The 24,898-nt window shown below is 68.8% G+C and carries 29 protein-coding genes; 17 read left to right on the forward strand and 12 right to left on the reverse strand.

The genetic code is table 11. The annotated features are described in order from the left end of the window. Nucleotides 1-76 precede the first annotated feature (76 nt). The 7 genes from argS to ACAM54_RS02580 all read left to right on the forward strand — a co-directional run bounded on the left by argS (nucleotide 77) and on the right by ACAM54_RS02580 (nucleotide 8,257). Nucleotides 77-1,762 (forward strand): arginine--tRNA ligase, encoded by a 1,686-nt coding sequence (argS, locus tag ACAM54_RS02550; protein WP_192323498.1) that lies wholly within the window; start codon nucleotides 77-79, stop codon nucleotides 1,760-1,762. 8 nt (nucleotides 1,763-1,770) lie between these two features. Beyond that, nucleotides 1,771-2,511, forward strand: a complete 741-nt coding sequence (locus ACAM54_RS02555; RefSeq protein ID WP_145742548.1) for an SPOR domain-containing protein — start codon at nucleotides 1,771-1,773, stop codon at nucleotides 2,509-2,511. A gap of 144 nt (nucleotides 2,512-2,655) precedes the next feature. After that, nucleotides 2,656-3,303: a thiol:disulfide interchange protein DsbA/DsbL gene (locus tag ACAM54_RS02560; RefSeq protein WP_145742546.1), complete on the forward strand. Its 648-nt coding sequence runs from the start codon at nucleotides 2,656-2,658 to the stop codon at nucleotides 3,301-3,303. Between the two features lie 197 nt (nucleotides 3,304-3,500). Beyond that, a complete protein-coding gene (lptA, locus tag ACAM54_RS02565; RefSeq protein ID WP_369649737.1) occupies nucleotides 3,501-4,238 on the forward strand; it encodes a lipopolysaccharide transport periplasmic protein LptA in 738 nt (245 codons plus the stop codon). Next, nucleotides 4,235-5,029 carry an LPS export ABC transporter ATP-binding protein gene (lptB, locus tag ACAM54_RS02570; RefSeq protein WP_145742542.1) on the forward strand — a complete coding sequence of 265 codons (795 nt, stop codon included), beginning with the start codon at nucleotides 4,235-4,237 and terminating at the stop codon, nucleotides 5,027-5,029. Before lptA ends, lptB begins: the two co-directional genes overlap by 4 nt. A 17-nt stretch (nucleotides 5,030-5,046) precedes the next feature. Next, nucleotides 5,047-6,639, forward strand: a complete 1,593-nt coding sequence (locus tag ACAM54_RS02575; RefSeq protein ID WP_145742540.1) for an RNA polymerase factor sigma-54 — start codon at nucleotides 5,047-5,049, stop codon at nucleotides 6,637-6,639. Nucleotides 6,640-6,649: 10 nt separating this feature from the next. Further along, entirely contained in the window at nucleotides 6,650-8,257 is a 1,608-nt protein-coding gene (locus tag ACAM54_RS02580; protein WP_369649738.1) for a phospholipase D family protein, read from the forward strand. A 10-nt stretch (nucleotides 8,258-8,267) separates the two neighbouring features. On the opposite strand, the gene ACAM54_RS02585 is transcribed toward ACAM54_RS02580, so the two are convergent. The 4 genes from ACAM54_RS02585 to ACAM54_RS02600 are packed head-to-tail and all read right to left on the reverse strand — an operon-like array spanning nucleotide 8,268 to nucleotide 10,794. Continuing rightward, nucleotides 8,268-8,909, reverse strand: a complete 642-nt coding sequence (locus ACAM54_RS02585) for a LysE family translocator (RefSeq protein ID WP_369649739.1) — start codon at nucleotides 8,907-8,909, stop codon at nucleotides 8,268-8,270. 6 nt (nucleotides 8,910-8,915) lie between these two features. Further along, nucleotides 8,916-9,551, reverse strand: a complete 636-nt coding sequence (locus tag ACAM54_RS02590) for a YceI family protein (RefSeq protein ID WP_145742535.1) — start codon at nucleotides 9,549-9,551, stop codon at nucleotides 8,916-8,918. A 41-nt stretch (nucleotides 9,552-9,592) separates the two neighbouring features. After that, entirely contained in the window at nucleotides 9,593-10,171 is a 579-nt protein-coding gene (locus tag ACAM54_RS02595) for a YceI family protein (RefSeq protein ID WP_369649740.1), read from the reverse strand. Further along, nucleotides 10,168-10,794, reverse strand: coding sequence for a cytochrome b (locus ACAM54_RS02600; protein ID WP_209503117.1), 627 nt, complete (start codon nucleotides 10,792-10,794; stop codon nucleotides 10,168-10,170). The genes ACAM54_RS02595 and ACAM54_RS02600 overlap by 4 nt, the downstream gene beginning before the upstream one ends. Before the next feature lie 184 nt (nucleotides 10,795-10,978). Between ACAM54_RS02600 and ACAM54_RS02605 the strand changes: the two genes are divergently transcribed. From ACAM54_RS02605 to ACAM54_RS02630, 6 genes are all read left to right on the forward strand, one after another. After that, nucleotides 10,979-12,217: a class I SAM-dependent RNA methyltransferase gene (locus ACAM54_RS02605; protein WP_369649741.1), complete on the forward strand. Its 1,239-nt coding sequence runs from the start codon at nucleotides 10,979-10,981 to the stop codon at nucleotides 12,215-12,217. 28 nt (nucleotides 12,218-12,245) lie between these two features. Then, nucleotides 12,246-12,674, forward strand: coding sequence for a putative toxin-antitoxin system toxin component, PIN family (locus tag ACAM54_RS02610; protein WP_369649742.1), 429 nt, complete (start codon nucleotides 12,246-12,248; stop codon nucleotides 12,672-12,674). 201 nt (nucleotides 12,675-12,875) lie between these two features. Then, on the forward strand, nucleotides 12,876-13,358 hold the full coding sequence (locus ACAM54_RS02615) for a type VI secretion system amidase effector protein Tae4 (protein ID WP_369649743.1): 483 nt from the start codon (nucleotides 12,876-12,878) through the stop codon (nucleotides 13,356-13,358). Beyond that, on the forward strand, nucleotides 13,355-13,600 hold the full coding sequence (locus tag ACAM54_RS02620) for a hypothetical protein (protein ID WP_369649744.1): 246 nt from the start codon (nucleotides 13,355-13,357) through the stop codon (nucleotides 13,598-13,600). The genes ACAM54_RS02615 and ACAM54_RS02620 overlap by 4 nt, the downstream gene beginning before the upstream one ends. 3 nt (nucleotides 13,601-13,603) lie before the next feature. Continuing rightward, a complete protein-coding gene (locus ACAM54_RS02625; protein ID WP_369649745.1) occupies nucleotides 13,604-13,906 on the forward strand; it encodes a hypothetical protein in 303 nt (100 codons plus the stop codon). Nucleotides 13,907-13,938: 32 nt separating this feature from the next. After that, a complete protein-coding gene (locus tag ACAM54_RS02630) occupies nucleotides 13,939-14,193 on the forward strand; it encodes a hypothetical protein (protein ID WP_369649746.1) in 255 nt (84 codons plus the stop codon). 9 nt (nucleotides 14,194-14,202) lie between these two features. Here ACAM54_RS02630 and ACAM54_RS02635 read toward each other — a convergent pair whose 3' ends face one another. Next, nucleotides 14,203-15,123, reverse strand: a complete 921-nt coding sequence (locus ACAM54_RS02635) for a hypothetical protein (protein WP_369649747.1) — start codon at nucleotides 15,121-15,123, stop codon at nucleotides 14,203-14,205. Next, nucleotides 15,120-16,847 (reverse strand): FMN-binding glutamate synthase family protein, encoded by a 1,728-nt coding sequence (locus ACAM54_RS02640; protein WP_369649748.1) that lies wholly within the window; start codon nucleotides 16,845-16,847, stop codon nucleotides 15,120-15,122. Before ACAM54_RS02640 ends, ACAM54_RS02635 begins: the two co-directional genes overlap by 4 nt. 57 nt (nucleotides 16,848-16,904) lie before the next feature. On the opposite strand from ACAM54_RS02640, the gene ACAM54_RS02645 reads away from it, so the two are divergent. Both ACAM54_RS02645 and ACAM54_RS02650 read left to right on the forward strand, forming a co-directional pair. Next, nucleotides 16,905-17,687, forward strand: a complete 783-nt coding sequence (locus ACAM54_RS02645) for a UPF0149 family protein (RefSeq protein WP_369649749.1) — start codon at nucleotides 16,905-16,907, stop codon at nucleotides 17,685-17,687. A gap of 46 nt (nucleotides 17,688-17,733) precedes the next feature. Continuing rightward, on the forward strand, nucleotides 17,734-18,921 hold the full coding sequence (locus ACAM54_RS02650) for a nitrate/nitrite transporter (RefSeq protein WP_369650937.1): 1,188 nt from the start codon (nucleotides 17,734-17,736) through the stop codon (nucleotides 18,919-18,921). Here ACAM54_RS02650 and ACAM54_RS02655 read toward each other — a convergent pair. From ACAM54_RS02655 to ACAM54_RS02670, 4 genes are read right to left on the reverse strand one after another with little or no spacing between them, the layout of a single operon-like run. Beyond that, complete coding sequence (locus ACAM54_RS02655) at nucleotides 18,911-19,225, reverse strand: GNAT family N-acetyltransferase (protein ID WP_145742518.1); 315 nt, start codon at nucleotides 19,223-19,225, stop codon at nucleotides 18,911-18,913. The genes ACAM54_RS02650 and ACAM54_RS02655 overlap by 11 nt on opposite strands. After that, nucleotides 19,222-19,716 (reverse strand): nuclear transport factor 2 family protein, encoded by a 495-nt coding sequence (locus tag ACAM54_RS02660; protein ID WP_145742516.1) that lies wholly within the window; start codon nucleotides 19,714-19,716, stop codon nucleotides 19,222-19,224. The genes ACAM54_RS02655 and ACAM54_RS02660 overlap by 4 nt, the downstream gene beginning before the upstream one ends. Nucleotide 19,717: 1 nt before the next feature. Next, nucleotides 19,718-20,260, reverse strand: a complete 543-nt coding sequence (locus tag ACAM54_RS02665; RefSeq protein WP_369649750.1) for a CinA family protein — start codon at nucleotides 20,258-20,260, stop codon at nucleotides 19,718-19,720. Between the two features lie 4 nt (nucleotides 20,261-20,264). Beyond that, a complete protein-coding gene (locus tag ACAM54_RS02670) occupies nucleotides 20,265-20,822 on the reverse strand; it encodes a phosphatidylglycerophosphatase A (protein WP_369649751.1) in 558 nt (185 codons plus the stop codon). A 136-nt stretch (nucleotides 20,823-20,958) separates the two neighbouring features. Here ACAM54_RS02670 and ACAM54_RS02675 point away from each other — a divergent pair, with 136 nt between their 5' ends. Further along, nucleotides 20,959-22,443 carry an MFS transporter gene (locus ACAM54_RS02675; protein WP_369649752.1) on the forward strand — a complete coding sequence of 495 codons (1,485 nt, stop codon included), beginning with the start codon at nucleotides 20,959-20,961 and terminating at the stop codon, nucleotides 22,441-22,443. An 88-nt stretch (nucleotides 22,444-22,531) separates the two neighbouring features. Next, on the forward strand, nucleotides 22,532-23,242 hold the full coding sequence (locus ACAM54_RS02680) for a DUF3053 domain-containing protein (protein WP_369649753.1): 711 nt from the start codon (nucleotides 22,532-22,534) through the stop codon (nucleotides 23,240-23,242). Here the strand turns inward: ACAM54_RS02680 and thiL are convergent, their stop codons facing one another. Together thiL and ACAM54_RS02690 are read right to left on the reverse strand one after the other, a co-directional pair. Then, a complete protein-coding gene (gene thiL / locus ACAM54_RS02685; protein WP_369649754.1) occupies nucleotides 23,243-24,202 on the reverse strand; it encodes a thiamine-phosphate kinase in 960 nt (319 codons plus the stop codon). Nucleotides 24,203-24,227: 25 nt separating this feature from the next. Next, the gene (locus tag ACAM54_RS02690; protein ID WP_369649755.1) at nucleotides 24,228-24,857 is read right to left on the reverse strand and encodes an isochorismatase family protein; all 630 of its coding nucleotides are present in this window, start codon (nucleotides 24,855-24,857) and stop codon (nucleotides 24,228-24,230) included. Nucleotides 24,858-24,898: the final 41 nt, after the last annotated feature.

Consider the following 24,898-nt stretch of genomic DNA (forward strand, 5'->3'; position numbering starts at 1 on the left):
GCTTCTAACGGCCGAAGGCGGCAATCGGATGACGATGGTCAACGGCGCCCGGGTTTGCCCCCGGTAAAATTCGCAGATGCTATTGGTCAAACAGGAGCTGCTCGCGGCGCTCGCGAACACGCTCGAATCCCTCTCGCCCGGCGCTGGCTCCAAAGCCGCGTTCGAGTCGCCCAAGGTGGCTGCCCACGGCGATTTCGCCAGCACGGCCGCCATGCAACTCGCCAAGCCGCTCGGGCGCAAGCCGCGCGAACTGGCCGAGGAGCTCAGTGCCGCGCTGCTCGCCACCCCGGTTTTCGGCCAGTGGGTCGAAGCCATCGAGGTCGCCGGCCCCGGTTTCCTCAACATCCGCCTGAAGACCGCAGCCAAGCAGCAGATCGTGCGCGAAGTGCTGAATGCGGCCGATGCCTTCGGCCGGCAGCCCGCCACCGGCGAAAAGGTGCTGGTCGAGTTCGTCTCGGCCAACCCGACCGGGCCGCTGCACGTCGGCCACGGCCGCCAGGCCGCGCTCGGCGACGCCATCTGCAACCTGCGCGCCTCCCAGGGCGACACCGTCTGGCGCGAGTTCTACTACAACGACGCCGGCGTGCAGATCCAGACGCTGGCCCACAGCACCCAACTGCGCGCCCGCGGCTTCAAGCCCGGCGACCCCGAATGGCCGAGCGGCGAGAAGGCGCCCGCCTACAACGGCGACTACATCGCCGACATCGCCGAAGACTTCAAGGCGAAGAAGACCGTCAGGTCGGACGACCGCGAATACACCGCCAGCGGCAACATCGACGACCTCGACTCCATCCGCGAATTCGCGGTCGCCTACCTGCGCCGCGAGCAGGACCTGGACCTGCAGGCCTTCCGCGTGCGCTTCGACAACTACTACCTCGAATCGAGCCTCTACACCAGCGGCCGTGTCGAGGCCGCGGTGCAAAAGCTCGTGGCCGCCGGCAAGACCTACGAGCAGGACGGCGCGCTGTGGCTCCGGTCGACCGACTACGGCGACGACAAGGACCGCGTGATGAAGAAGCAGGACGGCACGTACACCTACTTCGTGCCCGACGTCGCCTATCACATCGCCAAGTGGGAGCGCGGCTTCCACAAGGTGGTCAACATCCAGGGCACCGACCACCACGGCACCATTGCGCGCGTGCGCGCCGGCCTGCAGGCGGCGGGGGTCGGCATTCCCGAGGGCTACCCCGACTACGTGCTGCACACCATGGTGCGCGTCATGAAGGGCGGCGAAGAGGTCAAGATCAGCAAGCGCGCGGGCAGCTACGTCACGCTGCGCGACCTGATCGAGTGGACCAGCACCGACGCCGTGCGCTTCTTCCTGCTGAGCCGCAAGCCCGACACCGAATACACCTTCGACGTCGACCTGGCCGTGGCCAAGAACAACGACAACCCGGTGTACTACGTGCAGTACGCTCATGCGCGCATCTGCTCGGTGCTGGCGGGCTGGGGCGGCGACGCGGCCGCCCTCAAGGACGTGGACCTGTCGCCGCTCGAAAGCCCGGCCGCGCAGGCGCTCATGCTGCTGCTGGCCAAGTACCCCGCCATGCTCACGGCCGCGGCCAAGGATTTCGCGCCGCACGACGTCACCTTCTACCTGCGCGAACTGGCGGCCAGCTACCACAGCTACTACGACGCGGAGCGCATCCTGGTCGACGAGGAGCCGGTCAAGCTGGCGCGGCTCGCGCTCGTCGCGGCCACCGCGCAGGTGCTGCACAATGGCCTCGCGATTCTCGGCGTCAGTGCGCCGAGCAAGATGTGAACCTCACCATGAAGAAGACAACCAGACAACGCGGCAACATCGTCATCGGGCTCATCGTCGGCCTGGTGCTGGGGTTGGGTGTCGCGCTGGGCATCGCGGTCTACGTGACCAAGGTGCCGATCCCGTTCGTGACCAAGACCCAGCGCGGCGGCGCCGAGCAGGACGAAGCCGAAGCCCGCAAGAACCGCGACTGGGATCCCAACGCACCGCTGGCCGGCAAGGCCGGTGCGCCCAAGCCACCGCCGGCCGCGGCCGGTCCGGTGGCGCCACCGGCCGGCGGCGACACCGCCGCCGTGGCGCCGGGTGCGGCGCCGCCGCCCGCTCCGCCGGTGCCGGTGGTGGTGGCTCCGAAGCCCGCGCGCCCGGCCCCGGTGCCGGCCGAGGCCAATTCCCTGCCGCCATCGAACGATCCGCTCGGCGACCTGGCGCGCGCGCGCGCCGGCGGCAACAGCGGCAGCACCGCCACGGCTTCCGCCGCGCCCGGCGGCAACAGCGCGGCGGCGGGTGCCGATCCGTTCATGTACTTCGTGCAGGCGGGCGCCTTCCGCACCACCGACGATGCCGAGGCACAGCGCGCCAAGCTGTCGCTGATGGGCGTCGAGGCCCGGGTCACCGAGCGCGAGCAGGCAGGCCGCACCGTCTACCGGGTGCGCGCGGGCCCGTTCAACAAGAAGGACGAGGCCGATCGCCTGAAGGAGCGGCTCGACAGCGGCGGCCTCGAATCGGCGCTCGTGCGCGTGCAGCGCTGAGCTTGCCGGCAGCCGTCACGGATATTCTTTAAGCTTCGCCGCGCGGCATGGGCCGCCGCCAGGATCGTCCTGGGCATGCCGCTTGCGGGAACTCCGCGCGGCGCGCCGGCTCAGTCTGCCGTACCCCACAGGAGAACTCTTTCAATGAAACGTCGTGACTTTTCGCTGGCCGCCACCTCGCTGGGCCTGCTTTCGCTGGCTGGCAACACCGCGCACGCCCAGGCGCGCGCGCCCAAGGCCGGCACCGAGTACCTGGTGCTCGACAAGCGCGTGCCGGTCGACGCGCCGGCGGGCAAGGTCGAGGTGATCGAGTTCTTCTCGTACAACTGCCCGCACTGCAACGACTTCGAGCCGCAGCTGGAAGCCTGGCTCAAGACGGCCCCCAAGGAAGTGGCGTTCCGCCGCGTGCCCGTGCCTTTCGTGGGCAACGACGTCGAGGCCAAGCAGCGCCTGTACTACGCGCTCGAAGCCATGGGCAAGGTCGACGAATTCCAGCCGAAGGTCTTCGACGCCATCCACAAGCAGCGCCAGAACGTGAACGGCGACGCCAACATCATTGCCTGGGCGGGAGCCAACGGCCTGGACGGCGCCAAGTTCAAGGAAGTCTTCACCTCCTTCGGCGTGGCCAGCAAGGCCAAGCGCGCCGCGCAGCTGACCGACGCCTACAAGGTGGCCGGCGTGCCGGCGCTGGCCGTGAACGGGCGCTGGTACGTGGACGGCGAGCTGGCCGGCAACATGACCAAGGCGCTGCAGGTCACCAACTACCTGATCGGCGAAGCCAAGAAAGGCTGACCCCGGGCTGCGCGGCACTTCGCGTCCGCTGCGCGCCCACACCCCCTTGCAGGGGGCGGCACCTGCGGCCCGGCAAAGCCGGTTCCGCGGTGTCTCCCGGATGGGATGTCAAGCCCGCATTTGGCGGGCTTTTTCATTTGCGGTTGAAGGCTTGGCGCCATCCGCCGCATACAATGCAGAGCAAGTTTCGTGCCTCTATGACATTGCACTCCTACTCCCACACCACCCCTCTTCTTCGCAGCACCGGCCGCCTGGCCCGTCTCGCTCGCGCGGCTATCGGTGCGCTGCTGCTGGCCGGCCTGGCCTCGGGCGCGCTGGCCGAGACCGCCGACCGCAGCAAGCCGATGAACATCGAATCCGATGCGATGCGCTACGACGACCTCAAGCAGACGAGCGTGTTCACGGGCAACGTGCTGGTCACCAAGGGCACGATCATCATCCGCGGCGCGCGCATCGACGTACGCCAGGATGCCGAGGGCTACCAGTACGGCGTGGTCACGGCGGCGCCCGGCAAGCGGGCCTACTACAAGCAGAAGCGCAATGCGCCCGACGAGTGGATCGAGGGCGAATCCGAGGTCATCGAGTACGACAGCCGCGCCGACAACGTCAAGTTCATCCGCAATGCCGTCATGCGCCGCCTGCTCGGCGCCACGCCGAACGACGAGAGCCAGGGTGCGCTGATCGTCTACGACCAGAGCAACGACACCTACACCGTCAATGGCTCCACCGTGCCGCCGAACACCGCGGTGAACGCGCCGGCGGGCGGACGGGTGAAGACCATCCTCACGCCCAAGAGCGCCACCGCGCCGGCCCCGGGAGCTTCGGCGCCCGCCGGCGGACGGGCCGCGCCCGCGGCAGCAGCCCCCCAGCCGGCGCCCGGCGCCGGCCTGCGCTCGACCACCACGCTGGGCGGCGAAGGGGAAGGGCGCAAGTGATCGAAACCGCTGGAACCCAGAACGCCGACGGCACGCCGGGCAGCCGCCTGGTGGTGCGCGGACTGCAGAAAAGCTACGGCAGCCGCAAGGTCGTGCGGGACGTCTCGCTCGACGTGCAAAAGGGCGAGGTCGTCGGGCTGCTCGGCCCCAACGGCGCGGGCAAGACCACGTCGTTCTACATGATCGTGGGCCTGGTGCGGGCCGACGCGGGCGACATCACCATCGACGGCGAGCCCATCGCCCACATGCCGATCCACCGGCGCGCCCGCATGGGCCTGAGCTACCTGCCGCAGGAAGCCTCCATCTTCCGCAAGCTCACGGTCGAGGAAAACGTGCGCGCCGTGCTCGAACTCCAGCGCGAACCCGACGCCAGCGGCAAGCCCGCGCCTTTGACGAAGCAGCGCATCGAGGAGCGGCTCTCGGGGCTGCTGGCCGACCTGCGGGTGGACCATCTTCGCGATTCGCCCGCGCTCGCGCTCTCGGGCGGCGAACGCCGCCGGGTCGAGATCGCCCGCGCGCTGGCCACGCAGCCGCGCTTCATCCTGCTGGACGAGCCCTTCGCCGGCATCGACCCGATCGCGGTGATCGAGATCCAGCGGATCATCAGCTTCCTGAAGGAGCGCGGCATCGGCGTGCTCATCACCGACCACAACGTGCGTGAGACGCTGGGCATCTGCGATCACGCGTTCATCATCAGCGACGGGCATGTGCTGGCACAAGGCACACCCTCGGAGATCGTCGACAACGCCGAAGTACGCAGGGTGTACCTCGGCGAGCACTTCCGGATGTAAGGGAGGAGTCGGTCTCCATGAAGCAAGGGCTGTCCCTTCGCGTTTCGCAGCACCTGGCGCTCACGCCCCAGCTGCAGCAGTCGATCCGGCTGCTGCAGCTGTCCACGCTCGAACTGAGCCAGGAGGTGGAGCAGATGCTGGACGAGAACCCGTTCCTCGAACGCACCGCGGAAGAAGCGGCGCGCGAGGAGTTCGGGCTCGACGCCATCGACACGCCGGTGCCGCGCGACGAAGCCGGTGAAGCCGCCGAGGGCGAATTCGCCTCGGCCCCGGCCAGCAGCGCAACCACCACTTCGAGCGAAACCTCCTCGGCAGCCGAGGCCGACGTACCCGCCGCCGACGCCACCGAGCGCGAGCCCGACTGGGAAGGCGACGGCACCGTCGACATGGCGCCCGACGACAGCGAATGGGGCAGCGACGCCCCCGCGCGCCAGAACAACCTGGGCGACGACGAACGCGCCGACGCCACCGAGCTCGCGCGCAGCCAGGAGTCGCTGCAGTCCTTCCTGCACCGGCAGGCGCTGAGCCTGCGGCTCAACGAGAACGACAGCGCCGCGCTGCGCTTCCTGATCGAATCGCTCAACGACGACGGCTACCTCGAAGACTCCCTGCCGGCGCTGGCCTCGGGCCTCGCGGGCGACGACAACGACCAGTTCGACGAACTGGTGCACCACTTCCAGGTGGCGCTCGGCCTGCTGCAAAGCCTGGAGCCGGCCGGCGTCGGCGCGCGCGATCTGGGCGAATGCCTGTGCATCCAGCTGCGCGCGCTGGCCAGCGAAAGCGAGACCGAAGAGCAGGCCCTGGTGCGCAAGACCGCCATCGCGATCTGCAAGCAGCCGATGGAGCTGCTCGCGCGGCGCGATTTCAAGCGCCTGGCCACGCTCACGCGCACCAACGAAGAGGTGGTGCGCTCGGCGCTGCAGATCATCTCGCGCCTGGAGCCCAAGCCGGGCCGCCGCTTCGTCGACGTCGAGCGCAACATCGTGATTCCCGACGTGATCGTCACCAAGATCGGCCGCGGCACCAACGCCAAGTTCCGCGTCATGCTCAACCCCGAGGTGATGCCGCGGCTGCGCGTGCACGACATCTATGCCGGCGCGCTCAAGTCGCACAAGGGCGAGGGCAGCCAGGCGCTGTCGCAGCGGCTGCAGGAGGCGCGCTGGTTCATCAAGAACATCCAGCAGCGCTTCGACACCATCCTGCGCGTGAGCAACGCCATCGTCGAGCGGCAGAAGAGCTTCTTCGTGCACGGCGAGCTCGCAATGCGGCCCTTGGTGCTGCGCGAGATCGCCGACGAACTCGGCCTGCACGAATCGACCATCTCGCGCGTGACCACGGCCAAGTACATGGCCACGCCTTTCGGCACGGTCGAGCTCAAGTACTTCTTCGGCTCGGCGCTCGGCACCGAGACCGGCGGCAATGCGTCGAGCACCGCCGTGCGCGCGCTGATCAAGCAGTTCGTGAGCTCCGAGAGCATCAAGAAACCGCTGTCCGACAGCCAGATCTCCGAGATGCTCAAGGAGCAGGGCATCGAGTGCGCACGCCGCACCGTGGCCAAGTACCGCGAGGCCTTGCGCATCGCGCCCGCCAACCTTCGCAAGGCCCTGTAGAAAGCCGCCGATGGCCCGCCGCCTGCTGTCGCGCTGTGGGCAATGGGTCTTCGCCATGGCGGCGGCGCTGCTGTTCGCCGGCTGCGCCACCCTGCCCGACGAGGCACCGCGTCCGCCCACCAAGGCCATGGCCGCCTCGGCCGACACCGCGCTCGGCAAGATCGCGCTGGCCTCGCAGCCCGACCCCGACCTGAGCGGCTTTCGCCTGATGCCGGGCGGCGACTTCGCCTTCGACACCCGCATCCAGCTCGCGCGGCGCGCCCAGCGCACGCTCGACGTGCAGTACTACCAGATCGAGAACGACGAGACCGGCCGCTACCTGCTGCGCACGCTGCGCGATGCGGCCCGGCGCGGCGTGCGCGTGCGGCTCCTGATGGACGATCTCTACACCTCGGGCGAGGACGAGCTGCTGCTCGGCCTGGCCGCCACGCCCAACGTCGAGCTGCGCCTGTTCAACCCCTTTCCGGCCGGGCGCGGCAGCCTGCTCAGGCGCTTCACCGCTTCGCTGTTCGATTTCAGCCGCGTCAACCGGCGCATGCATAACAAGCTCTTCATCGCCGATGGCGCGATGGCGGTGGCGGGCGGGCGCAACATCGGCAACCAGTATTTCAGGCGCACGGCGGGCGAGAATTTCCTCGATCTCGACACCTTCGTGGCTGGTGCGCTGGTCCCGCGGCTGGGTGCGCTGTTCGACCAGTACTGGAACAGCGTCTATGTGCGGCCGGTCCAGTCGGTGGTGGCCAGCGAACTTCCGCAGGGCGAGCTGCAGAAGCGCTTCGAGGCCGCCACCGGCCCCGACACCACGCCGCCGCCGCCCAGGCCCGCGCCCAACGACCTGCTCGGCTACAGCCCGATCGCCGAAGACCTGGCTGCCGGCAAGCTCGACCTGATCTGGACCCTTGCCGAGGCCTACGCCGATTCGCCCGAACGCGTGATCGGCAAGACCGCCTCGTACGGCGGCGTGCCGCTGCTCGATGTCGACAGCGTGCGCTACAACGTGGTCGAGCAAATGCGCCGCGCGCGCTCCGAGGTGACCATCGTCTCGCCCTACCTGATTCCAGGCAAGGCGGGGCTCGAAGTGATGCGCGAGATCCGCCGGCGCAACGTCAAGATCAGCATCGTCACCAATTCCTTCGCCGCCACCGACGAGCCGCTGGTCCACACCGCCTACCGCCGCTACCGGCCCGAGATGCTCGAGCTCGGCGCCGAGCTCTACGAACTGAGCACCACGCGCACGCGGCGCAGCGTGCGGCTCGGCCTGTTCGGTACTTCGGTGGGGCGGCTGCATGCCAAGTCGGCGGTGATCGACCGGCAGATTCTTTTTGTCGGCTCGATGAACTTCGACCCGCGCTCCGAGACGCACAACACCGAGATCGGCCTGTTCATCCGCAGCCCCGAGATGGCGCAGCAGACGCTCAAGCTCATCGAGGTGCTGAAGCAGCAGGGCGCCTACCGGCTGCGCTTTGCGAAGGACAGCGGCAATTCGCGCATCGAGTGGATCAGCGAGGAGGAAGAAGCCGGCCGGACCACCGTGCTGAACGAGGAACCCGACTCCGATTTCTGGGGCCGCACCATGCTCGAGATGCTGGCGCCGCTGACGCCCGAGAGCCTGCTGTAGCCCGGGCGGCTCAGCCGCTGCGCACGCCCGACAGCAGCTTGAGGCCCAGCAGCACCATCACGCCGCCGGCCGCGCGGTCGATCCAGGCCTTGTAGCGCAGGTAGGCCGAGCGCGGCGCTGCCGACGAGAGCGCCAGCGCGACGACCGCGTACCAGCCGGTCTCGATGCAGAAGATCACCGCCGGCACCGCGAGCGCCAGCGCCAGCGGCACTTCGCGCGGCAGGAAGGCGGCAAAGATGCTGGCGTAGACCACGGCGGTCTTCGGATTGCTGATCTGCGTGCCCATGCCCAGAAGAAACGCACGCCGCGCATCGCCCCGGCTTCCGGGCGAGCGCTCTTCCTGCGAAACCGGCAGCGGCTGGCTCGCACCGCGCCAGATGCGGATGCCCAGAACCACGAGGTAGGCGCCCCCGAGCAGCTTCACCGCGAGGTACAGCGCGGGAACCGCGAGGAACGCCGCCTGCAGCCCGACCAGCGCCGCAATGGCGAACACGACGCCGCCCGCGCCCATGCCCAGCGCCGCGGCCAGGCCGTCGCCGCGCGACGACGAGACGGCGGTGCGCGCGACCATGACGAAGCTCGGGCCGGGGCTCATGGCCCCCACGACCATCGCGCCCGCGATGCCCAGCAGTGCAACCGTGATGCCGCTCATGGTCTTCTATTGCTGCACGTTGACGGCTTCGACCTGCACCAGCAGCTTCACCTTGTTCTCGAAGCCGAAGTTCAGGCCCCAGGTGATGCCCCAGTCGCTGCGCTGCACCGTCGTCTCGAAGTCGCCGCCGCAGACCTGGCGGTTGATGAGCGGATTCAGGTAGCAGTTGAAGCGCACGGCCCTGAGCGTGACCGGCCTGGTCTGCCCCATCAGCGTGAGCGTGCCCGGCACGTCGACCACCTTGTCGCCATTGAACTCGATGCGGTCCGCCACGAAGCGGCCGGTCGGGAATTCGGCCACGTTGAAGAAATCCTTGCTCTGCACGTGGCGGTTGAGCAGGTCGACGCCGGTGTTGATGGAGCCGATGTCCATCGTGATGTCGACCTTGCCGCTGCTGCCGGTGCCGTCGATCTGCACCGAGCCGTCCTTGGTGCTGAAGCGGCCGCGGTTGGTGGTGGTGCCGTAATGCCCCATCTCGTACATCACGAAGGTGTGCGTGGGGTCGATCACGTAGCTGGCGTTCTTCACCGGGCCGCCCGCGGGCTTGGCGGCCACGGCCGGCGCGGTGTAGTCCTGTGCCAGGGCAGGGGTGGCAAGGGCCGCCGCGGCAGACAGCGCGGCAGCGAGGAGGAGCTTCTTCATGGCAATGGGCGTGCGTGGCGTGGGAACGAAACAGGAAAAATTCAAAGCGGACCGAAGCCCGCGAGCGTGAACTTGAAGCGAACCAGCACCTCGTTGGCGACCACCGAGGTGTCGGTCCACTCGCCGTCGCCCACCTTGTAGTCGAGCCGCTGGATCGTAAAGCTTCCGCTGGCCACCGCGTGGCCGTTGGCCGGCGCAATGCTCACCGGCACCGTGACCTGGCGCGAGATGTTCTTGATGGTGAGCTTGCCCGCCATCTCGAAGCGGCCGTCGCCCAGCGCCTTGATCGCGCTCGACTGGAAGCTGGCCTGCGGAAAATGCGCCGTGTCGAACCACGGCGCCTTGGGCAGTTCGGCATCGCTCATGGGCACGCCGAGCGATGCGCTGCCGGTGTCGATCTGCAATGCGACGCTGCCGCCTTCGGGCTTGCGCGGATCGAAAGCCACCTGGGCATCGAACTTCTTGAACGCGCCCTCCACGGGCACCCCCATCTGCTTGCTCACGAAGGCGATCTGGCTCTTGTCCGGCACCAGCCGGGTGGCCGCGGCCGGCTCGGCGAGCGCGGGCGCAAGAGTGGCGAACGCCAGGGCTGCGAGCAAGGGGCGGGCGGTGCGCTTCATCTGGCGGATTCCTTGCGTGGCGCGGGCCACATGCGTTTCAAGATGCCGTCGCGGTCGATCCAGTGGTGCTTGAGCACCGCCGCCACATGCAGCAGCGCCACCGCGGCGAGGGTGAAGGCGCTGCCCTTGTGCAGCGGCTTGAGCACGGCCTCGGCCCATTCCTTGTCGACCGGCACGAAGTCGGGCAGCGGCAGCAGGCCGAACCACACGACCGGAAAGCCGAGCGCCGAACTGTAGGCCCAGCCGAACAGCGGAACCGCCAGGAACAGCAGGTACATCAGCGCGTGGCTCGCGCGGTGGCCGCTGCGCTGCCAGCGCGGCATGGCCGCCGCCGCAGCGGCCGGCAGCGGCGGCGGCGGATGGCGCAGCCGCCACAGCAGGCGCACGGCCGACAGCAGCAGGATCGTCACGCCGGCCCATTTGTGCCAGTTGTAGAGCTTGATGCGCGCCGGCGACAGCGGCAGGCCGGTCATGTAGAGGCCGACGCCGAGCGAGCCGACGATCATGGCCGCCAGCAGCCAGTGCAGCGCGATCGCGACGGGGCCGTAGCGCAGTTCGCGCAGGCGTGGATCGGCGGGTGCATCGGCCATGGCGGCGGGGTGGGAAGGTGTGTCGATGGACATCGGAAGCAGGACCGGCGGCCTGTGCGCGGAGCATATATCGGAAGCGGCGGAGGCGCCGCGGCCCGATCGGCCGGAGCGACCATGGACGCGGTGGTGGAATTGCTTGTCCGATCCCCTGTGTGGAGAAGCGGCCCGGCGCGGCGACAATGGCGTTCCCCTGCGGCCGAATGATGGCGAACCTCCTGTGAACGATCTCTCTCTCTTTTTGCCCTGCGCCGCCGGCGTCGAGGAATTCCTCGCGCAGGAAGTCCATGCGCTCACCGGCCGCGTCGGCCAGGACCTGCTCACGCTGCGCGGCGGCGTGCGGGTGCGCGCCGAATGGCGCGACGCGCTCAAGCTCAACCTGCACAGCCGGCTCGCGCAGCGCGTGCTGGTCGAACTGGCGCACGCGCCCTACCGCAGCGAGAACGACCTCTACGCCATCGCGAGCGGCGTGGCCTGGGAGATCTGGTTCACGCCCAGGCAGACCTTCAAGATCGAGACCACGGCGCAGCACAGCCCGCTGCAGAGCCTGAACTTCGCCACCCTGCGCATCAAGGACGCCATCGCCGACCGCTTCCGCGCCAAGGCCGGCGGCGTGCGCCCGAGCATCGAGACCCAGTGGCCCGACTGCCGCGTGTTCGCCCACCTGACCACCGAACACTGCACGCTCTACATCGACACCTCCGGCGAGCCGCTCTTCAAGCGCGGCTGGCGCCAGGACAAGGGCGATGCGCCGCTGAAGGAAACCCTGGCCGCCGCGATGCTGGCCGCCAGCGGCTGGTGGAACCCCGAAACCGGCGCCGTGGCCGCCGAGCCGCTGTACGACCCCTGCTGCGGCAGCGGCACCATCGCCATCGAGGCGGCGCAGATCGCGCGCGGCATTGCGGCCGGGTCGCTCAGGCGTTTCGGCTTCGAGAAGCTGCTGCCGTTCCAGGCCCATGTCTGGGACGCGATCAAGAAGGACGCCGCATCGTCGGCGGTGCCGCGCGATGTCGCCATCTTCGGCTCCGACGTCTCGCACCGCATGGTCGACTTTGCCGAGCGCAATGCGGAGCGCGCCGGTGTCGCCGATGCCATCGAGTTCCGCGGCGGCGACGCGCTGCAGCGCATGCCGCCGGCCGAGGGCGGGGTGATCATGCTCAACCCGCCGTACGGCGAGCGCATCGAGGTCGGCGGCGTGGCGCGCTTCGGCGCCCGCGAAGCCGCGCAGACTTCGGGCGACGCTGGCGGTGAACGCGGCGGCGGCGGCGAGTTCTTTCCGCAGCTCGCCACCCACTGGAAGAAGAACTACGCCGGCTGGACCGCCTGGGTGCTCACGCCCGACCTGAAGCTGCCCAGGCAGATGCGGCTGAAGGAATCGCGCCGCGTGCCGATGTGGAACGGCCCCATCGAGTGCCGGCTGTTCCGCTTCGACATGGTCGCGGGTTCCGCCAGGAAGTAGCTTCGCGCGCCTGCGGGTGCACGCCACCATGACCGTTCCGGAATCCGGCCTCGTCGTCATCGACACCAACATCGCGCTCGACCTGCTGGTCTTCGAAGACCCCGCCTGGCTGCCGCTTATCGCCCTGCTGGCCGCGGGCGAACTGCGCTGGCTCGCAACGGCCGCGATGCGCGCCGAACTCGAGCGCGTGCTCGGCTACCCACTGATTGCCCGGCGCATGGCGCAGCGCGGCCTGCAAGTGCCCGCCGTGCTGGCGGACTTCGATGCGCGGGTGCGCATGGTCGAAGGCATTCCATCGCGCGCACCCTGCGTCTGCAGCGACCCCGACGACCAGGTCTTCATCGACCTTGCGGTGGCGCACCGCGCGCTGCTGCTCAGCAAGGACCGCGCGGTGCTGTCGATGAAGAAGCGGCTGGCGCTGCGCGGCGTGGTGGTGCAGGCGGCGCTCGGGGCCTGACTGCACCCACAGTCTCGGCCCGTTGCCGCTGCGCGCCGAGAAGCGCGAAATCCAGCGGCTTGACTACTTCCTTCTCATCGACGCCTGCCAGGGGCGGTGTTAGCTTTCCGGCAAGGCGAGGATGGTGCGGCGAACGGGTATCGCAGTCCTTGCCTTTGCGGCCCTTGCGCCACCCTTCAGTTCTTGCTTCGACTGGAAATCATGCAACCCTCATTCGCGACGCTCTGGGCGAATCATCCCAATATCAAGGGCGACGGCGCCCTGCTGGACAAGGGCGTTTACACGGATCAATGCGCCATCAATGTGGGCGCAGCATTCATTCGATCCAACCTGAGCCTCGACAGCTTCCACGGCGTCTTCTCCTGGCAGAAGGACAGGCCGAAGTACCCGATCAGGGCGCAGGAATTGGCGAACTGGCTGGATTCCGGCAAGGCCGGCTTGATGTCCCGGACCGAAAAATACACAGGGAAAGAAGGTTTCGAGAAAATCGCCAACCGCACGGGCATCGTGTTCATCCAGAACTACTGGGGTGAGGGGCGGCAAGGCGACCATATCGACCTATGGAATGGGGCGCGGCTGACTAAACTGTCGTCGTGGTTTCTCATTCAGTGGCGCATCTCTTGGGAAGGGGTCCTCACTGACATGCGTCATGCGCAAGCCATATGGTTTTGGCCGGTCCTATGAAAATCCTCATTCGACTACTCTGCATTTTGGTCGGAGCGCTGGTGCTCAGTTTTCTTGTTGCGAAAGTCGTACTCGTTCCCATTGGGCAATGGTACGAAATGAACAAAGCCCAAAGCTTCGACGATATATCCGACGCTTTCGTTCTCGCTCTTGCTGTGCAAGCGATTTTCGCTGTTGTGGGCGGTTGGCTAGGCGATTGGGCATTTCGCAAATGGCGACAGAAGCAACTTGATCGTCAATAGCCCGTGGTGCATCTCTTGGGGACGGGCATTATCGAAATGCGCCATATGGTTTTGGCCAGTCCAGTGAAAACACTTGTTCAACCGCTTTGTATTTTGGCCGGAGCGATTGCGCTCGGCCTTGTTTTCTACAAGCTCATTGGCCCTGTGGGTCATTGGTATGAGCTCAAATTTGCAAGGAACGACGGTGACTTGGGCCAGGCGTACATGGTTGCGCTCGCCGTTCAATTCCTCGCATTGATAGTGGGCGGCTGGCTCGGCGACTGGGCATTTCGAAAATGGCTGCAGAAGCGGCCGGATCGCCAGTAGCCCATGTGGCGACTGCCGATAGGTCGTGTCCCATGAAGATACTTATTCGACTGCTCTTCATTTTGGTCGGCGCACTTGCGCTCAGTTTTCTTGCTGCGAAAGTCGTGCTCGTTCCCATTGGGCAGTGGTACGAAATGAACAGGGCCCAGAGCGAGAGCGATTTGTCGCGAGCCTTCGTCATTGCGCTTGCGATACAGGCTCTTTGTGTCGTAGTTGGAGGCTGGCTCGGCGACCGTGCATTCCGCAAATGGCGGCAGAAGCAGCTCAGCCGCCAACAACGCCTCTGACGACCGCTGCTAGTTCCGGAGCGCAGCGGCCGGCGCCAGGTGCCAGCGCCCCAGCAGCCGCGCCACCGCCCGCACCCGCTGCGTGTCGCGGCCCCAGCGGCGGCTCGCGGGCAGCTTCTGCGCCCATTTCATGCGCCGTGCCGCCTCGGCGATGCGCTCGCGCACTTGCGCGTCCACCTCGGCCAGCGCGGCGTGCCAGTGCTGGCCGGCGGCTTCGGGCGCGGCGGCCTCCAGCATCATGGCCGTGGAGTGCAGGTAGCTGAGCCAGTCGCGTGCCTGGCATTCGGCCAGGGTCATGACTTCGGAAGGATCGTCCTCGAAGTCGATGTAGCCGATCACGCCGTCGGGGCACTGCACCAGGTTGCGGTCGAAGGCCTGGCTCAGGTGCTGGCCGCGCACATGCACCCTGGCGATCGCGGCCAGCCCTTCGCGCCAGACCGCGAGCAGCGCGGCCGGTCCGGCCGCGGCGGCCTGGTCGAGCCGCTCCTGCAGCACGACAGTGCTGCGGCCGCTTTCGCCGAGGTCGGAAATCAGCAGGCCGTCGGGCTGCTGCGCCAGCACCGCCGGCACGCGCAGGCCCGCGGCCGCGAGCTGCCGCAGGCGCCGCGCCTCGGTGGCGATGGCGGCTTCGCCGCCCGGGTTGGGCACCGGCTTGATGATGTCCAGCCGCGCCATGCGCGCGACCGCCGCCATCACGCGGTAGCCCCACTTGCCGTGGCGCGGGCCGGCCTTCTTGAGCCACACGCGCTCGCTGCCCAGGCGGTGGCTGGCCACGTTCTTCTGCTGCTTCGGCAGCATGAGTCGCAGGAACTCGGCATAGTCGCCGGGCGCCGGCACGATGGGCTGCGCGTCCAGCGGCGCGGGCGCGGAGGCCGCGCCCTTGGCGCTGTGCAGCCGCGCCGAAGAACCACCGCGTCGCAAGGGGTTCATGCGGCCAGCGGAAGGTTCGACACCAGGCCGTGCGGCCCCTGTGTCAGGGGCTGGAAGCTCTCGGCGCTGGCCAGCGGCCAGTAGGTGCGGAACACGTTGTGCTGCTTGTCGAGCGGGCCGAGCAGCGCACCCGGCTGCACCTGCATCACCAGGTTGCTCAACAGGCGCACCTCGGTGTCGGAGATGCGCCGCACGATGTGGTGCGCCGTGATCTGCTGCGGATGGTCGAGGCCGGCGGCCTGTACCAGCTCCTGCAGCGCATGCAGCGTGCTGCGATGGAAGTTGCGCACGCGCTCGGCCTTGGTCGGCACCACCAGCGCTTGCTGGCGCACCGGGTCCTGCGTGGTCACGCCCGTGGGGCAGTGGCCGGTGTGGCAGCTTTGCGCCTGGATGCAGCCCAGGGCCATCATGAAACCGCGCGCCGCGTTGCACCAGTCGGCACCCAGCGCCATCATGCGCGCCACGTCGAAGGCCGTGATCACCTTGCCCGCGCAGCCCAGCTTGATGCGGTGGCGCAGGTTCACGCCGATCAGCGTGTTGTGCACCAGCAGCAGGCCCTCCTGCAGCGGCGCGCCCACGTGGTCGCTGAACTCGACCGGCGCCGCACCCGTGCCGCCCTCGGCGCCGTCGACCACGATGAAGTCGGGCGTGATGCCGGTGGCCTGCATGGCCTTGACGATCGCGAACCACTCCCACGGGTGGCCGAGGCAGAACTTGAAGCCGGTCGGCTTGCCGCCCGAAAGCTCGCGCAGCCTGGCGATGAAATGCATCATCTCGATGGGCGTGGTGAACGCGCTGTGCGATGAGGGCGAGACGCAGTCGATGCCGATCGGCACGCCGCGCGCGGCCGCGATCTCGGGCGTGACCTTGGGCGCGGGCAGCACGCCGCCGTGCCCGGGCTTGGCGCCCTGGCTCAGCTTGATCTCGATCATCTTGACCTGCGGGTCGCGCGCGTTGGCGCTGAAGCGCTCGGCGTTGAACGTGCCATCCTCGTTGCGGCAGCCGAAGTAGCCCGAGCCGATTTCCCAGATCAGGTCGCCGCCATGCACGCGGTGGTGCTGCGAGATCGAGCCTTCGCCGGTGTCGTGCGCAAAGCCGCCGAGCCTGGCGCCCTGGTTGAGCGCGAGGATCGCATTGGCCGACAGCGCGCCGAAGCTCATGGCCGAGATGTTGAACACGCTCGCGCTGTACGGCTGCGTGCAGGGATGGTGGGACGACGCCCCGGCCGCGCCCGATGGCGGCGGGTTTGCGTCGGCGGTATGCGGCGTGCCGCCGATCACGATGCGGAAATCGTGGTTCTCGAGCTTCGTGGGCTGCATCGAGTGGTTGATCCACTCGTAGCCCGCGATGGTCACGTCGAGCTGCGTGCCGAAGGGCCGGTTGTCGGGCTCGCCCTTGGCGCGCTGATACACCAGCGAGCGCTGCGCGCGCGAGAACGGGGCCGCTTCGGAATCGCTCTCGATGAAGTACTGCCGCATTTCCGGCCGGATGAATTCGAGCAGGAAGCGCAGGTGGCCGATGACGGGGTAGTTGCGCAGGATGGCGTGGCGCGCCTGCCGCAGGTCGTGCACGCCGGTGCCCGAAAGCACCGCGAAGACGGCCACGCCCACCCAGGCCAGCCACAGGTGGGGCGACACCAGCACCAGGGCGATGCAGGCCGCCAGGCCGACCACGCACAGGGCGAAGGCGCTGTAGCGCGTCGGAAACGGAATAATCGTGGGCATAGAAAATAGTGTCGACCGGAGGCCTGCTGCATCATAGAGGGCTGCCCCGAACTTGCCATGACCAACAACCACGACACCCCCCAGGCCGCAGCGGCCGCTTCCGCCCCCCTCGGCCCCGACGATTTCGATGCTCTCGACCAGGCGCTCGACGCCATGCGCGAGCACGATGAGGAAATCCCCCAGTGGGAGTTCTGCGAAGGCTTCATGGCCGCGCTGATCTGCACCCGCCGGCCCATCGAGCCCGCCGAATACTGGCCGGTGCTGCTGGGCGAGGGCTTCGTGCCGGCCCAGCACATGGAGTTCGTCTGGAACTGGAAGCGCCGCTGGCGCGAGATCGAAGAGGGGCTGGACGCCGACGTGCAGTCGCTCGACGACGAGCGCAGCTGGCAGCCCGAGGTGCTCGACACCCGCGGCGCCATCGCCTCGCTGCCCGAGGAAGAGCGCGCCGAGGTGGCGGGCGAGGAGATTCCCTCGTTCGCGCAGGTCTGGGCGCTGGGCTTCATGTACGCGGTCGAGAACTGGCCCGAGGACTGGGCGACGCCGCGCGACAAGGAAGCCGCCCAGATGCTCGACGACGCGCTCGACAACATCGTGGCGCTGACCGAGGACGACAAGGCCAAGCCCACGCTCTCGATGTTCAGCGACGACGGCCCGCCGAGCGTGAGCCAGCAGCGGCTGGACGATTTCGGCGCCGCCATCTGGGCCGTGTACGACCTGCGCCAGCTCTGGAAGAGCCTGGGCCCGAAGGTCGAGACCGTGCGCAAGGAAGCCACGCCCGGCCGCAACGATCCCTGCCCCTGCGGCAGCGGCAAGAAATACAAGAAGTGCCACGGTGCCTGATAGCGGCCCTGCCAGCGCACGGCTGACGCCACGCGCGGCGTGGGTCATGGTGCTGGCGCTGTGCGCCGGGGTGGCGCTGAGCCAGGCCTTCCGTACCGTGGGTGCCATCATGGCGAGCCCGCTGCAGGCCGACTTCAGGCTGTCGGCCCAGGCGCTGGGCATTTTCTCGGGCGCCTTTCATTTCGCCTTTGGCGCGATGCAGCTCTTCATGGGCATCGGCATCGACCTGCATGGCGTGCGGCGCACGGTGCTGGTGGCGTTTCCGGTCGCCATCGCGGGCGCGCTGCTGTCGGCGTTCGCGCCGAGCTACGCGGTGCTGGTGGCGGGGCAGGCGCTGATCGGCGTCGGCTGCGCGCCGGCCTTCCTGGTGTGCACCGTGTTCATCGCGCGGCACTTTCCGGCCGCGCGCTTCGCCACCGTCTCCGGCCTGGTGCTGGCCATCGGCGGCCTCGGCATGCTGGCCACCGGCACGCCGCTCGCGTGGCTGGTGCAGGCCTATTCGTGGCGCGCGGGCTTCCTGGTGCTGGCCGTGGCCTCGGCACTGGCGTGGCTCGCGATCTGGCGCTGGGTGCGCGAGCCCGCCTCGGCCGTGCCGCAGGCGAACGAGTCCATTCCCGAGGCCATCCGCCAGTTCGGCGCGCTGCTCGCAATGCCGCACACGCTCGGCATCGTCGTGCTCGGGGCCGTGACCTATGCCGCCTTCATCTCGCTGCGCGGGCTCTGGCTCGGGCCGCTCATGATGGAGCGCCACGGCTATTCGCTGGTGCAGAGCGGCAACGTCGCGATCGCGGTGTCGGTGATCTCGCTGTTCGGTGCGCCGCTGTTCGGCCGCTTCGACCGCGACGGCGCCGCGCGCCGCCGCCGGATCGTGGCGTGCGCGCTCGGCTATGCGGCGCTGTTCGCGCTCATCGCCTTCACGCACTCGGCCTGGCTGGACATCGGTGGCATGGTGCTGATCGGCGTGCTCTCGGGCTTCATCGTCTGGCAGTACGCCGACGTGCGCGTGGCCTATCCGGCCACGCTCACGGGCCGCGCGATGGCGGTGTTCACGATGGCGATGTTCCTTGGCGTCGCGCTCATGCAATGGGGCACCGGCGTGGCAGCCTCGGTGGCCGCGGCGCATGGCGGCGATCCGCTCACGGCCGTGCTGGCCACCATCGCCGCGCTGCTGGTGCTGGGCATCGCGGCCTTCGCGTGGCTGCCCGCGCCGAAGGCGCAGGCCCTCAGATCTTGAAGGCGCGCTGGATGTCCGGCCGCACCAGGTCGGCGTACTCGCGGTGCTTGCGGATATAGCCCGCGATGAATTGGCACACCGGAATCACGTGCAGCCCCCTGGCGCGCGCCTCGTCGAGCACATGCCGTGCGATGCCCGAGCCCACGCCCTTGCCCTCGTGCTCGGGCAGCACCTCGGTGTGGGTGAACATGATGGCGTCGGTCAGCAGGTTGTATTCGGCGTAGGCCGCGAGCTGGCCCTCGAGTGCGGCTTCGTAGCGGTGCTGGGCTTCGTTGTTGGTGATGACGAGGTTGCTGTTGCTCATGGTTGGCGTGCGAGATAAGTGGCGAGATTGGCGGCCGCGGTGGCGCGCACCTTGTTGCGCAGCATCGGCGTCCAGCCGAGCAGCAGGCCCGGCGCGCCGAGCGCCTGGCGCGACCAGGTCCAGAAGGCAAAGCTGTCGCGGTGCGTGGCGATCAGCCCGTCGGGCGTGAAGCCGAAGCGCGCGTCGACGCTGTTGTCGACCAGCCGGCCGGTGGCGCTGAAGCGGTAGTGCGCGTCCCAGTGGGCCTGGCCGCTGGTGTCGTCGGCGTGCACGTCGCGCCAGGTCAGCCGCCAGACGTCGGCCCCCTTGGCCTTGGTGGCATTGCAGAGCATGCGCCACATGCCGCCCACCTGTTGCCGGCCGCGCAGCGAGAAGGCCTCGTCGTCGAACGCCGCATCGCTGGCATAGCAGGCGGCCATGGCGGGGGCGTCGAGCCTGGAGAAAGCCTCGTAGAGGCGCTCGATGGTCTGGGCATTGGCTGCTGCTGTCATGTCATGGGGCCTTTGTTGTTGTGCCGGCGTACGGGCCGAGCAGGCCCACCAGCGTCTGCAGAGCGTAGTGCACCGTGGCCGCGCGCACTGCGGCGCGATCGCCGTCGAAGCGGCGGCGCTCGGTGCGGACCTGCCCGTCGACCGACCAGCCGAACCACACGGTGCCGACCGGCTTCTCGGGACTGCCGCCGGTGGGGCCGGCCACGCCGGTCACGGCCACCGCCGCACGGGCCGCCGAATGCGCGATGGCCCCTTCGGCCATGGCGCGCGCCACGGGCTCGCTGACCGCGCCGTGGGCGTCGATCAGCGCGGCATCGACGCCCAGCAGTTCGGTCTTGGCCGCGTTCGAGTAGCTGACGAAGCCGCGCTCGAACCATGCGCTGGAGCCCGCGAGCTCGGTGCATGCGCCGGCGATGAGTCCGCCGGTGCAGCTTTCGGCCGTGGCCAGCATCCAGCCCTTCTTCAGCAGCAGTTCGGCCAGGGCCGCGACGAGCGCGGGCGTGTCCTGGTCGGCAAGAAAATTCGCCGGGGTCGAAGGTTCCATCAGTTCACCATGCGCGCCAGAGCGCGATGACCAAGAGCGTGCAGAACGCCGCCACGAGGTCGTCGAGGATGATGCCGAAGCCGGCGCGCCACCAGCGCACCTCGGTCGCGTCGCGCTGCTTGAACAGCGCATCGGCCCAGGCCACCGGCCCCGGCTTGGCGGCATCGAAGAAGCGGAACAGGCCGAACGCGATGGCCTGCGCGAAGAGGCCGGCCGGTGTGACGAGCCACAGCACGATCCAGAACGCGATCACCTCGTCCCACACGATGCTGCCCGGGTCGGCCACGCCCATGTCGCGCGCGGTGACGCTGCAGGCCCACCAGCCGACGGGCAGCGAGGCCAGGATGATCCAGCCGATGGCGGCGGGCGAGAGCCACAGCTGCATCACGGCAAAGGCGGCCCAGGCCCACAGGGTGCCGACAGTGCCGGGCGCCACGCGCGGCAGGCCGGAGCCGAAGCCCATGGCGATGAAATGCGCCGGGTGGGACAAAAGGAAAGCGATCGAGGGACGGCGGGGCGTGGCTTGCGGCATGGGGCCTGCGTAGGAAGAAGCAGCTTGCATCAGGCCAGAGTGTCGCGCATTCGAGGGGCTGTCCAAGACCCTCTATTTATCAAAGCAATAGCTTGTTTAATTCAGAGAGCGGGCCTAGTATCCAGGCCTTGCCTTGCCACCTGTCGTCCGCCACGGACCGCGCCCTATGCCTGCTGCCTCATCCAACGCCCCTGCTTCGCTCCACCCCGCTTCGCCCGCCGCCGACTGGAGCGAACTGTTCAGCGGACGCAACGGCTGGCGTGCGCTGGCGCTCACGGGCGGCGTTGCGCTGCACGCGGTCAACGTGCACATCGTGACGACCGTGCTGCCGTCGGTGGTGAGCGAGATCGGCGGGCTCGACTGGTATGCCTGGAGCACCACGCTGTTCGTGGTCGGGTCGATCCTCGGCGCCACGCTGTCGGTGCGGCTGCTCGCGCGGCTGGGCCCGCGCGGTGCCTGCCTGGCGGCGCTGGCGGTGTTCGGCGCGGGCTCGATGGCCTGCGCGCTCGCGCCGACCATGCCCTGGCTGCTCGCGGGCCGCACGGTGCAGGGGCTGGGCGGCGGACTGCTCGCGGCCCTGAGCTATGCGCTGATCCAGCGGGTGTTCGCGCCGCGGCTGTGGCCCCGCGCGGTGGCGCTGGTGTCGGGCATGTGGGGCGTGGCCACGCTCTGCGGGCCGGCGGTCGGCGGCCTGTTTGCGCAGGCGGGGCATTGGCGCTGGGCCTTCTGGTCGCTGCTGCCGCTGGCTGCGGTACAGGGGCTGCTGGTGGCGGTGCAGCTGCGGCCCGCGGCCGGCGTGCGGCACGAGCGGCCGGCGGCCATGCCGCGCATCGCGGCGCCGCAGATCGGTTTGCTGGCGGCCTCGGTGCTGGTGATCGCCGCCAGCGAATTCCTGTCGGCCATCGCCTGGCAGGCCGCCGGCGTGGCGCTGGGTCTGGGGCTCGGCGTGGCCGCCACGCGGATCGACCGGCGTGCCGCAGTACGGCTGCTGCCCGCCGGCGCCTACGCGCTGCGCACGCCGATGGGCGCCATCTATGCGAGCGTGGTGCTGCTGCTGATCGGCACCACCACCGAGATCTTCGTGCCGTACTTCCTGCAGCTGCTGCATGGCCATTCGCCTTTGTCGGCCGGCTATCTCACGGCCGCGATGGCCGGCGGCTGGAGCGTGGGTTCGCTGCTGTCGTCGGGGCGCAGCGGCGCGGGCGCCGACCGCATGCTGCGCGCCGGGCCGGTGGCCTGCACGCTGGGGCTTGCCGCGCTCGCGCTGCTGCTGCCGGCGCCCGGACGCTTCGCGCCGGGGCTCGAGATGCTGCTGGCCGCCATTGCGCTGGCAGCCGTGGGGCTGGGCGTGGGCATCGGATGGCCGCACCTGGTCACGCGCCTGATGTCGCTGGCGCCGGCCGGGCAGGAAGGGCTGGCCTCGGCCTCGATCACCACCGTACAGCTCTACGGCATGGCCGTGGGTGCGGCAGTGGCCGGGCTGGTGGCCAACGCGGCCGGCCTCAGCGAGCCCGGCGGCGCGGCGGGTGCGCGCTCCGCTGCGGCCTGGCTGTTCGCGAGCTTCGCGTTCGCGCCTGCGCTGGCGGCATGGCTGGTGGCCCGCTTCGTTGCCGCGCGCAGCCTGGCCGGCGTGCCCAGGCAATCGCTCTAGGCCTTCCTGCATGCCGTCCGGCGTATTCGCCCGCGGCATGGGGCATCGTATGCTTGGCGACCCATTCAAGCGAGAGAGCCCATCCATCATGAAAAGAGCCGTGGTCCGTTTCAACGCGTTGTGGCTGTGCCTCGCGTTCAGCTTGCTGCTCGCGGCCTGCGGCAACAAGGAGGCCGAGCAACGCACCGCCTTCATCGCCTTCCTGCAGGCCCGGGTGCTCGACAAGCCCGGCCTGCGCGTGCCCACGCCCAATGCCGAGGAGAAGGCCTCCTTCGGCGACTATGCGCAGCACTACGCGGTGATTGCCGACTTCAACGAGGGCATGAACAAGTCGGTCAGCCAGCCGATGGGCCAGGTCATGGCCAAGGGCGCGCTGCGCTCGATTGCCGACCTGGGGTCGCGCCGCGACGACCTCAAGGCCGCCAAGGACGGCCTGGGCGGCCTGCGCACCGCGCTCGACCAGGAGCTGGCCAAGGCCGATGCCGCGCATGCGAAGCTCAAGCAGCCCGACGACCTGAAGCAGGTCTACGACAAGGCCTACGAAAAAACCGTGTCGGCGCCGGCCGCCACTTTCAAGGAAGTGTTCCCGGCGCTCGACAAGGTGTTCGACGGCGCGCTTGCGGTGGGCAACTACCTCGAGCAGAACAAGTCGAAGATCCAGGTCTCGGGATCGTCGGTCAGCGTGAGCGATCCGGCCGTGCAGGCGCAGCTCAACAAGATGCTGCAGGAGCTCAATGCTCACTCGAAGGACATCAACGCCGCGCAGGCCAAGATGCAGGCGATGGTCCGAGGGTCCTGATCAGACGAAGTGGTCGAAGGAGTCGAAGCGCTGCGATACCGGCGTGCCGCCCGCATCCACGATGCGCAGGCCGGCTTCGGCGTCGATGCGGCCGATGCGCGTCACGCGCGTGGCGCTTTCCCGGCCGGCCTGTTCGACCGCGGCGCGCGCCGTGGGCGGGGCGGTGAAGACCAGCTCGTAGTCGTCGCCGCCCGAAAGCGCGCAGGTGCGCAGCATCTCGGTGCCGAGGCCGGATGACGCGGCCGCGGCGATCACGCCCGTGGCCGCATCGGCATCGAGTGTGGCGCCGACCTTGCTCGACGCGAGGATGTGGCCCAGGTCGCCCACGAGCCCATCGCTCACGTCCACCGCCGCGGAAGCCCTGCCGCGCAGCGCCTGGCCCAGCGCCACGCGCGGCGTGGGCTGCTCCATGCGCATGCGCGCCTGCGCGAACACCTCCGCAGGCAGTGCGATCGTGCCGCGGAACGCCTCGAGCGCGAGCCGTGCATCGCCGAGCGTGCCGCTGACCCAGATGTCGTCGCCCGCGTGCGCGCCCGAGCGCAGCAGCGCCGCGCCGGCCGGCACTTCGCCGAACACGGTGATGCAGATGTTGAGCGGGCCGCGCGTGGTGTCGCCGCCCACCAGCTCGCAGCCGTGTTCGTCGGCCAGTGCGAACAGGCCGCGCGAAAAAGCTTCGAGCCAGGGCTCGTCGACACCGGGCAGCGCGAGCGCGAGCGTGAAGGCCAGCGGCTTCGCGCCGCAGGCCGCCAGGTCGCTGAGGTTCACCGCCAGCGCCTTGTGGCCGAGCCGCGAGGGATCGACGGTCGAGAGAAAGTGCCGGCCCTCGACCAGCATGTCGCAGGACACGGCAAGCTGCATGCCGGGCGCGGGTGCGAGCAAGGCGCAGTCGTCGCCCACGCCGAGCGGGGAGCGTGTGGCGGGGCGCTGGAAGTAGCGTGTGATCAGGTCGAATTCACCCATGGGGTGAGCATAAGCGCTGGAACGCTCAGCCCCGCGCGCGCCGGTTCGACATCACCACGTTGTCCTTCTCGATCGGCTGGCCGGCCTGCAGCGCCGCGATCCAGGCCTCGGTCGTCGTCACGGCCGCGAAGTTGCTGTGGAACACGACGCTGAAGACGCGGTGGATCTCTTCGGCGCTCACGCGGCCGGCCGCATTCTCATAGGGCAGCGCGCCGCTCGCGTCCGACAGGAACTCCACGTTGAGCCCGCGGTGCATGGCCTCGAACACGGTGGACGCATCGCAGTTGTGGGTCATGTAGCCCACCACGCTGAGCGTGTCGATCTGGTGGCGCGCGATCCAGTCGGCGAAGTCGGTGCCGGTGAAGACGCTCGGGAAGGCCTTGGTCACGAGGTGGTCGCGCGGCCGCCTGGCAATTTCAGGATGCAGCTGCCCGTTGTGCGTGTCGGCCTGGAACACCGGCGCGCCCTTGGGTGCGTGGTGCTGCACCACGACCACCGGCGTGCCGGCCGCGCGGGCAGCGTCCATGGCCTGCGCGATCTTCGGCAGCGAGCTTTCGACCGGCGGGTACTCGATGGGCAGTCCGCCGCCTTCGAAGTATTCGTTCTGCACGTCGATCACGACAAGGGCTCGGCGCGGTGCGGGATGGTTGCTCATGGTGGTGGCTCCGTATTGCAAGTGGTTGGGATGGCGCAATT

Source organism: Variovorax sp. V93 (assembly GCF_041154485.1).
Lineage (GTDB): Bacteria > Pseudomonadota > Gammaproteobacteria > Burkholderiales > Burkholderiaceae_C > Variovorax > Variovorax beijingensis_A.

What these genes read in the sequence shown, in the direction of transcription:
- thiL (WP_369649754.1), bottom strand. Translation starts at nt 24,202, where the DNA reads ATGGGTGAATTCGACCTGATCACACGCTACTTCCAGCGCCCCGCCACA.
- ACAM54_RS02590 (WP_145742535.1), bottom strand. Translation starts at nt 9,551, where the DNA reads ATGAAGAAGCTCCTCCTCGCTGCCGCGCTGTCTGCCGCGGCGGCCCTT.
- ACAM54_RS02660 (WP_145742516.1), bottom strand. Translation starts at nt 19,716, where the DNA reads ATGACAGCAGCAGCCAATGCCCAGACCATCGAGCGCCTCTACGAGGCT.
- ACAM54_RS02620 (WP_369649744.1), top strand. Translation starts at nt 13,355, where the DNA reads ATGAAAATCCTCATTCGACTACTCTGCATTTTGGTCGGAGCGCTGGTG.
- lptA (WP_369649737.1), top strand. Translation starts at nt 3,501, where the DNA reads ATGACATTGCACTCCTACTCCCACACCACCCCTCTTCTTCGCAGCACC.
- ACAM54_RS02600 (WP_209503117.1), bottom strand. Translation starts at nt 10,794, where the DNA reads ATGTCCATCGACACACCTTCCCACCCCGCCGCCATGGCCGATGCACCC.
- ACAM54_RS02665 (WP_369649750.1), bottom strand. Translation starts at nt 20,260, where the DNA reads ATGGAACCTTCGACCCCGGCGAATTTTCTTGCCGACCAGGACACGCCC.
- ACAM54_RS02680 (WP_369649753.1), top strand. Translation starts at nt 22,532, where the DNA reads ATGAAAAGAGCCGTGGTCCGTTTCAACGCGTTGTGGCTGTGCCTCGCG.
- ACAM54_RS02640 (WP_369649748.1), bottom strand. Translation starts at nt 16,847, where the DNA reads ATGCCCACGATTATTCCGTTTCCGACGCGCTACAGCGCCTTCGCCCTG.
- ACAM54_RS02595 (WP_369649740.1), bottom strand. Translation starts at nt 10,171, where the DNA reads ATGAAGCGCACCGCCCGCCCCTTGCTCGCAGCCCTGGCGTTCGCCACT.
- argS (WP_192323498.1), top strand. Translation starts at nt 77, where the DNA reads ATGCTATTGGTCAAACAGGAGCTGCTCGCGGCGCTCGCGAACACGCTC.
- ACAM54_RS02635 (WP_369649747.1), bottom strand. Translation starts at nt 15,123, where the DNA reads ATGAACCCCTTGCGACGCGGTGGTTCTTCGGCGCGGCTGCACAGCGCC.
- ACAM54_RS02615 (WP_369649743.1), top strand. Translation starts at nt 12,876, where the DNA reads ATGCAACCCTCATTCGCGACGCTCTGGGCGAATCATCCCAATATCAAG.
- ACAM54_RS02690 (WP_369649755.1), bottom strand. Translation starts at nt 24,857, where the DNA reads ATGAGCAACCATCCCGCACCGCGCCGAGCCCTTGTCGTGATCGACGTG.
- ACAM54_RS02655 (WP_145742518.1), bottom strand. Translation starts at nt 19,225, where the DNA reads ATGAGCAACAGCAACCTCGTCATCACCAACAACGAAGCCCAGCACCGC.
- ACAM54_RS02610 (WP_369649742.1), top strand. Translation starts at nt 12,246, where the DNA reads ATGACCGTTCCGGAATCCGGCCTCGTCGTCATCGACACCAACATCGCG.
- ACAM54_RS02555 (WP_145742548.1), top strand. Translation starts at nt 1,771, where the DNA reads ATGAAGAAGACAACCAGACAACGCGGCAACATCGTCATCGGGCTCATC.
- ACAM54_RS02580 (WP_369649738.1), top strand. Translation starts at nt 6,650, where the DNA reads ATGGCCCGCCGCCTGCTGTCGCGCTGTGGGCAATGGGTCTTCGCCATG.
- ACAM54_RS02675 (WP_369649752.1), top strand. Translation starts at nt 20,959, where the DNA reads ATGCCTGCTGCCTCATCCAACGCCCCTGCTTCGCTCCACCCCGCTTCG.
- ACAM54_RS02630 (WP_369649746.1), top strand. Translation starts at nt 13,939, where the DNA reads ATGAAGATACTTATTCGACTGCTCTTCATTTTGGTCGGCGCACTTGCG.
- ACAM54_RS02670 (WP_369649751.1), bottom strand. Translation starts at nt 20,822, where the DNA reads ATGCAAGCTGCTTCTTCCTACGCAGGCCCCATGCCGCAAGCCACGCCC.
- ACAM54_RS02585 (WP_369649739.1), bottom strand. Translation starts at nt 8,909, where the DNA reads ATGAGCGGCATCACGGTTGCACTGCTGGGCATCGCGGGCGCGATGGTC.
- ACAM54_RS02560 (WP_145742546.1), top strand. Translation starts at nt 2,656, where the DNA reads ATGAAACGTCGTGACTTTTCGCTGGCCGCCACCTCGCTGGGCCTGCTT.
- ACAM54_RS02575 (WP_145742540.1), top strand. Translation starts at nt 5,047, where the DNA reads ATGAAGCAAGGGCTGTCCCTTCGCGTTTCGCAGCACCTGGCGCTCACG.
- ACAM54_RS02645 (WP_369649749.1), top strand. Translation starts at nt 16,905, where the DNA reads ATGACCAACAACCACGACACCCCCCAGGCCGCAGCGGCCGCTTCCGCC.
- ACAM54_RS02650 (WP_369650937.1), top strand. Translation starts at nt 17,734, where the DNA reads ATGGTGCTGGCGCTGTGCGCCGGGGTGGCGCTGAGCCAGGCCTTCCGT.